Annotated in this window: 10 protein-coding genes and 1 pseudogene; 8 read left to right on the forward strand and 3 right to left on the reverse strand. The window is 66.8% G+C overall.

Annotation, left to right across the window (positions count from 1 at the left end):
• Together ABT070_RS36615 and ABT070_RS36620 are read left to right on the forward strand one after the other, a co-directional pair.
• Window positions 1-1198 (forward strand): FG-GAP repeat domain-containing protein (locus ABT070_RS36615; protein WP_351767218.1); only part of this gene is annotated, 1198 nt, incomplete at its 5' end.
• Window positions 1199-2081: 883 nt separating this feature from the next.
• Window positions 2082-2789 carry a TetR/AcrR family transcriptional regulator gene (locus tag ABT070_RS36620; protein WP_351767219.1) on the forward strand — a complete coding sequence of 236 codons (708 nt, stop codon included), beginning with the start codon at window positions 2082-2084 and terminating at the stop codon, window positions 2787-2789.
• A gap of 27 nt (window positions 2790-2816) precedes the next feature.
• Here the strand turns inward: ABT070_RS36620 and ABT070_RS36625 are convergent, their stop codons facing one another.
• On the reverse strand, window positions 2817-4346 hold the full coding sequence (locus tag ABT070_RS36625) for a monooxygenase (RefSeq protein WP_351767220.1): 1530 nt from the start codon (window positions 4344-4346) through the stop codon (window positions 2817-2819).
• Between the two features lie 299 nt (window positions 4347-4645).
• Here ABT070_RS36625 and ABT070_RS36630 point away from each other — a divergent pair, with 299 nt between their 5' ends.
• The 3 genes and pseudogenes from ABT070_RS36630 to ABT070_RS36640 all read left to right on the forward strand — a co-directional run bounded on the left by ABT070_RS36630 (window position 4646) and on the right by ABT070_RS36640 (window position 6696).
• Window positions 4646-5008 carry a peptidase inhibitor family I36 protein gene (locus tag ABT070_RS36630; RefSeq protein WP_351767221.1) on the forward strand — a complete coding sequence of 121 codons (363 nt, stop codon included), beginning with the start codon at window positions 4646-4648 and terminating at the stop codon, window positions 5006-5008.
• A gap of 275 nt (window positions 5009-5283) precedes the next feature.
• Window positions 5284-5334: pseudogene (locus ABT070_RS36635) on the forward strand (hypothetical protein); the annotation flags it as partial.
• A 426-nt stretch (window positions 5335-5760) separates the two neighbouring features.
• Window positions 5761-6696: a Rossmann-fold NAD(P)-binding domain-containing protein gene (locus tag ABT070_RS36640; protein ID WP_351767272.1), complete on the forward strand. Its 936-nt coding sequence runs from the start codon at window positions 5761-5763 to the stop codon at window positions 6694-6696.
• Between the two features lie 119 nt (window positions 6697-6815).
• Here ABT070_RS36640 and ABT070_RS36645 read toward each other — a convergent pair whose 3' ends face one another.
• Entirely contained in the window at window positions 6816-7289 is a 474-nt protein-coding gene (locus tag ABT070_RS36645) for a MarR family winged helix-turn-helix transcriptional regulator (protein WP_351767222.1), read from the reverse strand.
• Between the two features lie 47 nt (window positions 7290-7336).
• On the opposite strand from ABT070_RS36645, the gene ABT070_RS36650 reads away from it, so the two are divergent.
• From ABT070_RS36650 to ABT070_RS36660, 3 genes are all read left to right on the forward strand, one after another.
• Complete coding sequence (locus tag ABT070_RS36650) at window positions 7337-8332, forward strand: SDR family NAD(P)-dependent oxidoreductase (protein ID WP_351767223.1); 996 nt, start codon at window positions 7337-7339, stop codon at window positions 8330-8332.
• A gap of 250 nt (window positions 8333-8582) precedes the next feature.
• The gene (locus ABT070_RS36655; RefSeq protein WP_351767224.1) at window positions 8583-8768 is read left to right on the forward strand and encodes a hypothetical protein; all 186 of its coding nucleotides are present in this window, start codon (window positions 8583-8585) and stop codon (window positions 8766-8768) included.
• On the forward strand, window positions 8765-10813 hold the full coding sequence (locus ABT070_RS36660) for an ATP-binding protein (protein WP_351767225.1): 2049 nt from the start codon (window positions 8765-8767) through the stop codon (window positions 10811-10813). The genes ABT070_RS36655 and ABT070_RS36660 overlap by 4 nt, the downstream gene beginning before the upstream one ends.
• Window positions 10814-11256: 443 nt before the next feature.
• Here ABT070_RS36660 and ABT070_RS36670 read toward each other — a convergent pair whose 3' ends face one another.
• A complete protein-coding gene (locus ABT070_RS36670) occupies window positions 11257-12030 on the reverse strand; it encodes an SDR family NAD(P)-dependent oxidoreductase (protein WP_351767226.1) in 774 nt (257 codons plus the stop codon).
• Window positions 12031-12170 lie beyond the last annotated feature (140 nt).

Below are 12170 nucleotides of genomic sequence, written 5' to 3' on the forward strand. Positions count from 1 at the left end.
CTACCTCGCCGTGGCGAACGACGGCTCGGTGCATGCCTACATCAACAACGACAAGTCCGGCGGAAGTCCCCGTTGGACTGACTACGGGCAGTGGGCCTCTGCCACCGGCGTAACCAGCGCCGACCAGGTCCGCATCGCCGACATCAACAACGACCGCTACGCGGACTACCTCGCCGTGGCGAACGACGGCTCGGTGCATGCCTACATCAACAACGACAAGTCCGGCGGAAGTCCCCGTTGGACTGACTACGGGCAGTGGGCTTCCGCCACCGGCGTAACCAAGGCGAGCCAGGTGCGGTTCGAAGACATCAACGGTGACGGCTACGAGGACTACCTCGCGATCAACACCGACGGGTCGGTGAAGGCGTGGCTGAACAACGACGTCAATGGCGGGAACCCGCACTGGACGGACTACGGGCAGTGGGCCTCAGGGAACGTCGCCCAGCCCGGCTCAGCCGTCCTGTTCGCTGACCTCAACGGAGACGGCCGCTCCGACTACAACCTCGTCGGCAGCGACGGATCCCTCTACAGTTGGCGCAACACCAAGGGCGCCAACGGAGCGATCACATGGTCCTACCGTGGGAAGGTCGCCGACGGATTCGGTGGCACCGCGACCCAGGTCCGCCTCGCAGACTGGAACAACGACCGCCGCGCTGACTACTTCCTCGTCGGGGTTGACGGATCTACCAAGGCGTGGACCAATACCGCAGGCAGTGACGGTGATCCCAAATGGACAACCATTGGTCAGATCGCTTCGGCAGTCGGTCACGGTGAGCGCACCCAGTTCGCCGACATCAACGGGGACGGATGGGCCGACTACCTTTCCGTCAACGACCAGAACGGCGAGACGAAGGCTTGGATCAACAACGACAAGAACCCAAGTCAGGCTACCTGGATCGACAGAGGCGTGATTTATGCGGCTCGGCAGAACAACGCCGGGGCGCGGCACCTGTTGGCCGACATCAACAATGACCTGCGGGCCGACTACCTCGTCATCGAAGCCAACGGTTCCGTCTACCTCGAGCAGAATAACTCGACCGCCAATGCTGAGTGGATCGACTCGGGAGTAATCGTGTCGGCAGGCCGAGGAACGGGCAGCCAAGTCCAGTTTAGCGACCTTGACGGAGACGGCCGCGCCGAATACCTCGTTGTAGCTGCCGATGGATCGGTCACGTCCTTCCATAACGACCGCGGCTGATGACCGCCGCAAACCGTCATCGACTGAGCCGCACAACGCAGTAGTGGCCGGGGCCTCACTGTTCGCGGTGGGGCCCTTTACCGTCAGTTGCTTGGGCGTCTCTTGTTCCGCAGGATACGCAATACAGGGGCGAAGGAGACTGGTGGTGGGGTGGATAGGGATCCTGTTGCCGGCCGGTATCGCCGACAATGCCTGTCTGTCCGTTGGTGGTACTTGCCTGACGAGTAGATTCACCTGACGAAGTGCCTCGACGGCAGGACGCCGTCGATTCACATACCTTTCGGTCAGACCGGGAATCGTCACCGGGTTCCCCGTTCCCAACGGAACCTGCAAGTCCACCACCATGCTCCTGGTCCTGGTCCTGGTCCTGGTCCTCGGCCTTGATCGGCCCAGCTCTGCGACCGCGACCGTTCACGACTGTCTCTACGCCGAACGCCGGGCGCCGATGTACGAGCTTGGTTGCCTGCTGGGAACACAGTCCTTCCTTCAGCAGCGCTCCGTTGTCAACCACCTGCGAGGGATGGCCGTCACCATTGGTATCCCGCGCCGCAGGGTCGAGGAAGCGATCGTCCTGGTAGGGCTGACCGAAGTCGCACACAATCGGGCTTGGTGCGGGGGATGTAGCTGATCGCAAGGGTCTCCACGTTTGGGATCGCCTTGTTTGCATCATCGGCGTTGGACGGGATGGGAGTTCTTGCTTATGACGCGCTACCCCTCGAGCGACTTGAGGAGACCTCAGAGCACGGGGGAGGCCAAGGGCTAGGCTGTGATCAAGTCGCCGTCACTCCACGGTCGCGTGTCGGTCCGGGCACAGTGAGCTCAGGCGGCGGTGACGAGCTGCTGGTGCTGCTTTTACTGAACGCCGTTCACTACAGTGTCGGGCATGGATACTCCGTCGACGCCCGCACGAGGGCGTCCCGCCCGCCTGGACGCAACGAGAACCGTCGAGACGGCTCTGGACCTTCTCGACGCGCACGGTCTCGATGCGTTGACCATGCGACGGCTGGCCGATGCCGTAGGCGCGCGGGCCGGTGCTCTGTACCGGTACTTCGCGACGAAGCAGGACCTGCTGACCGCGATGGCGGAGTACATGCTGGCTGACGTGCCGACATCCGCCGCTGTACCTCCGGGAGCGGCGGGGGGCTGGCAGGGACGGCTGGCTGACCTCGCGCATGGCTTGCGTGCCGCCCTGCTGGCCCGCCGCGACGGTGCTCGCGTATTCGCTGGCACCCATTCGACCGGTGTGAACACTCTCGGATTTTCCGAAGCGGTGACGGAAGTGCTGCGGGAAGCGGGGTTCGCTGACGACGATGCGGTTCGGGCCCTTCTGGCATTGGCCAACTTCACTCTGGGGCACACCCTCGAGGAGCAGGCCGTGCTTCAGGTGGAACCTTCCGAATCCGCTGAGATCCGTCGCTTGTCCGAGGCCGTGGCGGCGGGCAGGTTTCCCAACCTGGCGGCGGGTCTCAACATGCTGACCAGCACCGATTACGAGGCCCATTTCGAGTTTGGCCTGCGCCTGCTCATCCGTGGACTGGAGACGCTGGATCGCAAGGCGGAGAAGGTGAACGGCGCAGACCAGCCTTCGTAGGGGAGAGCGGTTCGGTGCGGAGCACTGTCATGAGCCGGCACCTGCTGCGGGGGTGCCTGCCCAGGTGGTCAGTGCACGCGTGCGCTCGGTGCGCCGGACCTGGAGGTCGGTGCAACGGGTGGTCCAGGCAATGTGTCCGTCGGGTCGGACGAGGACCTCGGTCACGCCGTCGAGGTCGGCGTGCTTGTCGTAGTGACTGACGGTGAAGGTGTCGAGATGTGAGCCCCAGCCCGAGGTGATGGTCTGCGCCGGATTGACTCCTCCGGTGAAGTCGAGCAGTACGAAGTGCCCGGAAGGGAACAGGTCGTAGGCCCGTGTCGCGTCCGAGCCGACCACGCTGAGATCGATGTCGGGCATGCGCCGCCCTTCCAGCGGGTCTGCGTCGGCGTGAGCGGAAGGGTAGACGGTGTCGAGGGCCGAAACCTGCCCGGCGACAAGGCGGTTGACCTCCGGCAGGCCCAGCAGCTGATCCAGGAGTTTGCGCAGGGCAGCTGCGGGCCGCTGATACTGGGGTACGAGGGTGAGTTCTGCCAGCAGCGTCTGGACCTCTGTGTTCTCGGTGACGGCCTGGCCCACCGGGCGGCGCTCGCTGTCGTAGGTGTCCAGGAGCCCGAGCGGTGCCCATCCGCCGATCACCGCGGCCAGCTTCCAGCCCAGGTTCATGGCGTCCTGCAAGCCGGTGTTCAGCCCCTGGCCCGCTGCGGGGAAGTGGATATGGGCGGCGTCCCCTGCCAGCAGCAGGCGCCCCGCACGGTAACGCTCGGCGAGCCGGGTGGCATTGCCGAAGCGTGACATCCACTGAGGCTCGGCGACCCCGCAGTCGGAGCCGGCGATCCGGATCAGTGACGTACGGAATTCCTCCAGAGTCACCGGCTCACCGGCGGGCACGCGCAGCCGCTCCGGATCCATGTAGACGATGCGAGTCACTCCGCCCTCCAGCGGGACCACGAGCACACCGCGATCGCGGGCCGAGGCGAGAGCGGCAGGATCCGGGCTGGTGACCGCGAAGTCGCCGAGGACACCGGTCAGGGATTCGTCGGTTCCGGGGAAGTCGATTCCCGCCGCCTGCCGTACGAAGCTGCGCCCGCCGTCACACCCCACCGCGTAGCGGGCCCGTATGGTCTCGACGCTTCCGTCAGGTGCTCGAACGATCATGTCGACGCCGTCGTCGTCCTGGCTCAGGCCGACGGTCTCGTACCCGCGATTGATCGTGACACCGAGTTCGCGTGCGCGCTCCTCCAGCAGCGCCTCGGTGCGCGCCTGGGCCAGGAACAGGGTGTAGCCATGGCGGCTGTCCAGCGCGGCGAAGTCCAGCCTGGTGTCGAGGGCAGCGAAGTGCCAGCCGGGCAGGGTCCGGCCGAGGGCCAGGAAGCGCGGCGCCAGGCCCCGCAGATCCATCAGTTCCACGCTGCGCGGATGCAGGGTCAGCGCGCGGGAGTCCCGTTGTGGTTCGGTGCGGCGCTCTACGATCCGTGTCCGGGTGCCTGCCAGCGCCAGCTCGCAGGCAAGCATCAAACCGGTCGGGCCCGCGCCCACGACGATGACGTCAGTGTCCATTTCAGGTGCCTCTCGCATTTAGTGAACGATGTTCACTATAACGGCATCGCGGGGCTCCGGCGCACGGGCAGCATTCCGCAGGGCCCTTTCCGGCCCGTCAGTTGGGCAGAACGGAGATGAGTAAGGACTGACCAGCGAATGGTCTGTGGCGGTGACGCCTCGGCGCGGTCACTTCCTGACGGCGCGGGGTGGACCGGGCGGACTGCTCGTCCCACCGCGCGCGTACATTCCCGATTCAGACCGGTGCTGCGACCGGCACCGCTTGGTGTGCCGGCGTCGCCGGACAGGAGAAGACGAAGATGATTCGCAGACGGCTCGCCCGCACTCTGGTGACGGCGTCTGTGCTGGTTGGAGCGCTTGCTACGCTCAACGCCGGTACCGCGCAGGCTGACTTCAGTCAGTGCAAGGCCGGACAGTTCTGTATCTGGGAACACTCCAGCTATCAGGGCATGTTCGCCTCGAGTCAGTACGACAAGCCCAACGTTGGCAGCGCGATGAACGACCGGACGACTTCCTTCTGGAACCGTACCGATCACCTGGTGTGCCTGTGTGAGCACGGCAACTTCCAGGGCGTGCCTTTCGCGTGCGTGTTCCCCAACTCCTCGTCTGCTGCGATGGAGTCGTTCAACGACAGGCTGACCGGCTTCAAGCACTTCCGCTGAGAGAGCCCGCACGCCCTGACGAGCTGACGGCTCCGGGGCGGGATCCCCGGGGCGAGATGCCTGGGCATGGACTCTGACACCGATGCAGGTCACCTTTGGTGGCCTGCATTCAGGCGTTCCGCAGGGCGTTCCGTAGGGCGTTGCGCGGAGCGAAAGGCCCCGCCAGGAGATCCACCCGCATCATGAGCACTGTCTGACCTGGTTCTGGCTATGGTCACCTCGCACTGTGGTGGGCACGAGACGTCCACCCCACGGAGTTACAAGTGCCTCACATTGTGGTTATCGGCGCGGGACCGACGGGTCTGCTGACCGCGGCGCTCCTCGCGAAACAAGGAATGCGCGTTACGGTTCTCGACCGCGATCCCGGTGACACCGCCCGTACCGATGCGGCGCCGCCGCAGCCGGGTCGACGCCCTGGGGTCGCACAGTCCGGCCTGGCGCACTGCCTGATGCCGGGTGGCGCGTTCATCCTGCGTGATGAGACCCCGACGACGCTGGATGTGCTGCGCGAGCTCGGCGGTCGGCCGCACAACGTCATCGGCGGGACATGGGGCATCGGAAATGCGGGATTCCGTCAGCCGGACGACGACCGCTTCGAAACCATCGCTGCCCGCCGATTCCTTCTGGAAGCAGCCCTGAACACCACGGTCCAAGAAATACCAGGCGTGACCGTACTCCGCGGCCCCGGCCACGCGGTCACCGCACTGGTGCCGAGCATGGAGTCGCACGGTGTGATTCCGCACGTAGCAGGCGTGACCACCGCTGACGGACGGACGCTGTCCGCGGATCTGGTCGTCGATGCCTCGGGGCGGTCCACCCGGGTCCCGGCCCTGCTGGCGGACTGCGGGGTGCGCGTGATCTCCGAGAGGGCCGATGCGGGGTTCCGCTACTACACACAGCACTTCCGCTCGCCCGCCGGATCGGTCCCCCCGCCGACCTCGTGGCCGGTCTACCACCACGACAGCCTGTCCGTGGTGGCACTGCCCGGCGACAACGACACATGGTCTCTCACCCTCGTGACGTCCCAGCGGGACCAGGAGTTGCGCGTGCTCGGCCAGCGGGACGCATGGCGACGCGTGGCCGCCCTGTATCCCCGGGTGGGTCACTGGATGGACGGCGAGCCCGTGGACGGTGTCCTCGCGATGGGGAGCACCGCCACCTCGCACCGGCGCTATGTACGGGACGGGCGGCCGGTCGTGACCGGTCTGGTCCCGGTGGGAGACGCCTCCGCCACCAGCAACCCGCAGTTCGGTCTCGGCATGACGCTGGGATTCCGCCAGGCCGTGCTGCTCCGGGACTCCCTGCTGGCCGTTCCGCTCCGTCGGCCGGACGAACTCGCGCTGCACTTCGCCGCGGAAACCGAAGCGAAGATCTCGCCGGTGCTCGCCGGTCTCGCGCAGTGGGACCGGGAACGGCTCGCCGAGGTGGACGCCTCGATCAAGGGGCAGACCCACCGGTCCACCGATCCGCAGTGGCTCTTTCGCGTCGCACTGGACACTGCCCGCTGGAAGGACGGCAGGATCCTCCGCGCCATGGCGGCCGTCGGCTGCGGCCTGTCCACCACGCAAGAGGCGTTCGGAGACGCGGATCTCATGTCGCGTGCGATGGAACTGGGAGCGGACGCACCGCGCTACAGCGACCCCGGGCCCACACGTGAGGAGTTGCTCGCCGCCCTGGACTCTCACTGAGGCGCCCGAGTCACTCGGTCCGAGCCTGCCCGCTCTGCCCGCGCCGGGCTGTCGTCCCGACGCGGGCACCTTCACGTACCGCGTTCATGGCACGGCCCCCTCGGTGCACGGCCCCTCGGTCAGGTGTGAGGCTCTGCCCGGCCGGCGCCGCCCTGGGGGGCGAGACGCTCCAGCAGCTCCACGAGAGAACTCAGCTGGGTGGCTGAGAGCGAAGCGAAGATCGACCGTTCGACGAGGTAGGTCATGAGTTCCTGCCGCTTCTTCTCGCCGTCGGGCGTGAGATGCACTGTCTTGGAGCGCCGGTCCTGTGGGTCCTCCCGCCGTTCCGCGAGTCCGGCTTTGACGAGGCGCTCGACCAGCGGGGTCACGTTTGAGCGATCGCAGTGCATGGCGGTGGCCAAGTCCTTCATCGCAGGTGGTTGCTGCCCCGGAACGAGATGCCACATCAGCTCGGCAAGAGGAAAGGTCAGCCCGGTGGCGCGCACCACGTCCTCCATGCTCGCGGCCACGGTCCGTGAACCGGCCGCGAAGGCGATGGCCAGTCGGCGCATCAGCTCCGCGGATGAGTCTTGATCGTCGGCGTGTGTCGCCACGTGACCCTCGTCTCTTTAAGTGAAGGATTCTATAGTTGAGTAGCTAAATGATTTGCTGGTATCTTCATTCTATGACCACCTCCAAGCAGTCCCCCGATGGCTGGACCCCTGCCGATGTGCCCGACCAGACCGGTCGGACCTTCGTCGTGACGGGCGGCAACGCGGGCATCGGCTACTTCATCAGCGAACATCTCGCCCGTGCGGGCGCCTATGTCGTCATCGCCTCACGCAACGCGAAGAAGGCGGCAGCGGCTCAGTCCGCGATCCGCCACGAAGTGCCAGGGGCTTCTCTGGGATACCTGCACCTCGACCTCAACTCGATCGACGAGGTGCGAAAGGCGGCTGACGACCTCGCACGACTGCCGCGCATCGACGCGCTCATCGAGAACGCGGGAGTCATGTCGCCGCCCGGCAAGGGCGAGCTGACCGCGGACGGGCACGAACTGATCATGGGCGTCTCCCACCTGGGCAACTTCGCCCTCACGGCGCTCGTGCTTCCCGTTCTGCAGCTCACGCCGGGCAGCCGCATCGTGACCACGAGCAGCATGATGGCCAAGCGCTTCAATACGCCGGTCGACGATCTGGAGTCGCCCGCCCGCAACGCGGTCCTGGCCTACGCCCGGGCCAAATCCGCCGTCGAACTGTTCTCCTACGAGCTCGACCGGCGGCTGCGTGCCGCGCGCTCGCCGGTCAAGGCCGTCATCACGCACCCCGGAATGGGGCACGACTCGCTCAGCCCGGACCGCCCGGGCGTCCATGTCCACCGGCGCTTCGAACGGTTCAGGGAGCCTCTGTTCGCATGGGTGGGTCAGGGCAAGGACCTCAGCGCATGGTCCGCCGTGCGGGCGGCGACGGACCCCGCCGTCGAAGGCGGTCAGTACTGGGGCCCGCACAAGCGCGTCACGGGAATGCCCAGCCTCGTCGAAGGTGCGGCGCGCAACCGTGACCGGGCCACGGGCGAGCGTCTGTGGGCCGACTCCGAACGACTCACGGGAGTCACTTTCCGGGTGCCGGGCGCGGCGCACATGGATGCCATGTCCTGAGCCACGTCACCCCCCCCGTCGAGGTCGGCAAGGTGGTCGGCCGACCCGCTCGCCGGGGCCAGCCCGTGCTGGCCGGCCGGCACGCCGATCAGCGGCGAGAGCCAGGAGGCGTGGAAGCCATGCAAGGCATCTGACTGCTGAGTGCGCGGGTGAATCGTGGTAGACGTCCTTGCTCAGCTCTGCAGCGCGGAAGGCCAAAGGTCCGTACCGGCGCTCTTTGCCTTGCTGTGATCTCGCGTACCTTACGGTCATGAAGGAACTCGCCCACTCGGCCCACGGCCTGGGGTGCATCCCCTACGTCTCCTGCGGCCTCGGTGCCATGGTCCGTCCGCTGCAAGTGATCGCCGTGGGACGCCAGGTGGACGCCGGAAAGACCGCCGCTTCACCAATGGCCCTTCGGTATGTGTGCATCGCCGTTGGAACAGGCGCGGCATGAGTGAGGCGAACGACGAGAGTGCCGGCGAGCGGATGGCCGATCGGCTGGACAGTGCTCACAGCCGCAACTTTGTGGGCCGGGCCGAGGAGACGACTCTCTTCCGGGCCGCTCTGCGAGGGGGGCCGGGAGAGCCTGTGCTTCTCCTGGTGCACGGGCCGGGTGGCATCGGCAAGACCACCTTCCTGCAGCACTGTGTGGTACTGAGCCGGGCAGCCGGGCGCCCCGTCGTGTGGCTCGACTCCAGAAACATCGTCCCCCGGCCCGACGCGTTCGCGGAAGCCGCAGCGGAGGCGGCGACCCTGACCCGCCCGGTCCTGTTCGTGGACACTTTCGAGCGACTGCAGGATATGCAGGGCTGGCTGCGAGATTCGTACCTGCCGCAACTACCCAGCGGCGCCCTGATCGTGCTCGCGGGCAGACTGCCCTTCGAACCGCAATGGCAAGTGGGCCTGGGCTGGGGAGAGTTGACACGCACCCTCCTTCTGCGTGACCTGGCGCCGGGCGACGCGATGGCACTCCTGGAGAGACGAGGCGTCGAGCGGGAACGCCGTGCACCACTGCATGCCTTCGCCGGCGGGCACCCCCTTGCGCTCCGCCTGGCCGCCGCCGTGTCGTTGCGCGCGGAGGCGAACCCCGACCCGGCCATCTGGGCACCGACACCGGAAGTCGTGGAGACGCTGCTGGCCGAGTTGATCGGCGAGGTGCCCAGCACGGCTCACCGGCGGGCACTGGAGATCTGCGCCTACGCACTGACCACGACGGAAGGACTCCTTCAAGCGGTACTGGGGGAGGAGGGCCCTCAACTGTTCGCGTGGTTGCGGCAGTTGCCGTTCATCGAGGCGAGCTCGGACGGGCTCTATCCGCACGACGTGGTGCGGGACATCCTGGAAACGGATCTGCGCTGGCGCAACCCCGAGCAGCGCGCAGCCATGGACGCCGCCATCCGCTCCCACATGATCCAGCGGGCGCGCACCGTCACAGGGAGCGACGGGCTCCGTGCCGCGGCGGCCTTCAACCATCTGCAGTCGAAGATCGACTGGGTCGGCCGGTACCTCTCCGACCCGACGGAGCCCGACGTCTTCGAGGCGCCCTACACACCTGCGGACAGGGACGCACTGCTGCGCATCACGGAACAGGTGGAGGGGGTGGAGTCGGCGCTCTTGGTCGAGCACTGGCTGCGGCGGCAGCCTGAGGGTTTCCACGTGCACCGGCGCACCGGCACCGGTGAGCTGATCGGCTTTCTGGGCTGGCTCCGCCTGCACCTGGACGAGGACGCGGAGAACAGTGCCGACCCGGTTGTCGCGGCGGTGTGGGAACACATCGCACGGCACGGCCCGCTGCGGTCGGGTGAACACGTGGCCGTAGCCAGATTCCTCATCAACTCCGAGGCGTATCAGCGCCCTTCGCGTTCCTGGGATCTGCTGAACGCACGGACCGTCGCCGAGATCCTGCACGCCGAGAGGTGCGGCTGGACCGCCACTGTCCTCGCGGACCCCGACTTCTGGCAGCCGCTGATGGACTATTGCGACCACCCCCGCTCACCCGTGGACGCCAAGGTCGGCGGTCGCTCGTACGCCCTGTTCTGTCACGACTGGCGTGCCGTCAGGGTGGACGAGTGGTTGGAGAGGATCAAGGACCGCCTGCAGCCTGGACAGAAGCAGCGATCGGATGCCGGTGCGACACTCCTCGTGCTGTCCCGCGCCGACTTCGGCGACGCCGTACGCCACGCGTTGCGCTCCTGGCACGACGACAGCGCATTCGCCACCACCCCGCTCGCGCGAAGCAGACTGGTCGCGACGAGGGAGGGCGACGACCCGGTCAGGGAGCTGAGGTCTGTTCTGTCCTCCACCATCGATGCCCTGAGCCGGAACCCCCGCACGGTAGACGTGCACGCTGCCCTGAAGGTGACCTTCTTGGACCGCACCCGTACACAGGAGGACGCTGCGCGGCGCCTGGCAGTGTCGTTCAGTACGTATCGCCGCCACGTCGCCCGAGGGCTGGAACTGGTGTCGGATCGGCTGTGGGAGCTTGAGATGCGGGGGTGACACGGCCGTGAACGCTGACCATGAGGACGCGCCCTTCGCGGTGCGAGGCATGTTTCCGGACGTACCGCGTAGCGGCCGACTCGGCCAGCGGCCAAAGGGCGATGGGCGAGGGGTGTTGTGATGTGACAGGAGAGAGCCACGAATGAAACGGCTCTCTCCTGTCACATAGCAGCGCCCGGCGTGCACGCGACACCTGCGTTCCATGAGATCCGGAGCGGCAGCGATTTCCGCCCGCACGGACAACAGTTTTCCAGGAGCCGACACTACTGCTACGAGGGCCAGGACAAGCACATCGAGATCTACCCGTTCAACGACCACGAAGGGGGAGGCCCGACGCAGGAAGCAGCTCAGCTGGCCTGGCTCGCCGGGCGCCTGCGGCCTGCCTGAGACGAAACCGGCCCCAACCGCGCTTCGAGGCACATCGGCTGGTCCGACATCGGCGCTCACCGCACCTGTACGGCTCCGCCGTTGACGGAAATGATCTGTCCCGTGATGAAGCGTGCGTCGTCGGAGACGAGGAACTTCAGCACCGGAGCCAGGTCGCCGGAGGGGTCTCCAAGCTTGCCTCCGAGGGGGATGACGTGGACCTGCTGCGCGTCGTGCGCGGCCAGTTCGTCGGGGCTCATGCGGGCACGGTAGTTCTCATAGCCGTCGGTCCACATCATGGGGTTCACCGCGTTGACACGGATGCCGTATCCGCCCCACTCCGCCGCCAGGGTTCGGGTGAGGGAGTGGACGGCACCCTTGGCGGCGGAGTAGTGGGCACCGTTGGGGTAGGGGACCAGGGCTACGTCGGAGGCGAAGTTGATGACGCAGCCGCCGTGCACCTTGAGGTGGGGGAGTGCCGCCTGGGCGGTGAAGAACGTGCCCTTCGCGTTGACCGCGAAGACGTGGTCCCAGTCCTCCTCGCTCAGTGACTCGGCCGGGGCGTGCATTTCGACGCCGGCCACGTTCACGAGGGCGTCCAAGCCGCCCATCGCCTGGACGGCCAGATCGAGTGTCTGCCGTGTGCGGGCGACGTCGGCGACGTCGGCCCGGTAGTAGGTCGCTGTACCGGGCCCCTCCGCCGAGGCCTTCTCTGCGAGCCGGCGGCCGGGTTCCTCGCTCACTCCGAGCACGGCCACCTGGGCCCCGGCTTGGGTGAAGGCTGCTACGGAGGCTGCGGAAATGCCCCGCGAGCCGCCCGTCACGATGATGCGCTTGCCTGTGACAGTCACGAAAGATCCTCTGCGAACATGCTCGGCCACTCCCTTCATGGGCGTGGCCCTTACTCCGGCGATGATCTGCGGCCGGGTGACCGTCGACCAGACCAGACTCTGCTCATTTGACTGTCACCTCGCTGGGGGACCGGACCCGC

The organism is Streptomyces sp. NPDC002884 (assembly GCF_040295245.1).
In the GTDB taxonomy this organism is placed as follows: Bacteria; Actinomycetota; Actinomycetes; order Streptomycetales; family Streptomycetaceae; genus Streptomyces.

What these genes read in the sequence shown, in the direction of transcription:
- ABT070_RS36620 (WP_351767219.1), top strand. Translation starts at nt 2,082, where the DNA reads ATGGATACTCCGTCGACGCCCGCACGAGGGCGTCCCGCCCGCCTGGAC.
- ABT070_RS36630 (WP_351767221.1), top strand. Translation starts at nt 4,646, where the DNA reads ATGATTCGCAGACGGCTCGCCCGCACTCTGGTGACGGCGTCTGTGCTG.
- ABT070_RS36625 (WP_351767220.1), bottom strand. Translation starts at nt 4,346, where the DNA reads ATGGACACTGACGTCATCGTCGTGGGCGCGGGCCCGACCGGTTTGATG.
- ABT070_RS36660 (WP_351767225.1), top strand. Translation starts at nt 8,765, where the DNA reads ATGAGTGAGGCGAACGACGAGAGTGCCGGCGAGCGGATGGCCGATCGG.
- ABT070_RS36655 (WP_351767224.1), top strand. Translation starts at nt 8,583, where the DNA reads ATGAAGGAACTCGCCCACTCGGCCCACGGCCTGGGGTGCATCCCCTAC.
- ABT070_RS36650 (WP_351767223.1), top strand. Translation starts at nt 7,337, where the DNA reads ATGATTTGCTGGTATCTTCATTCTATGACCACCTCCAAGCAGTCCCCC.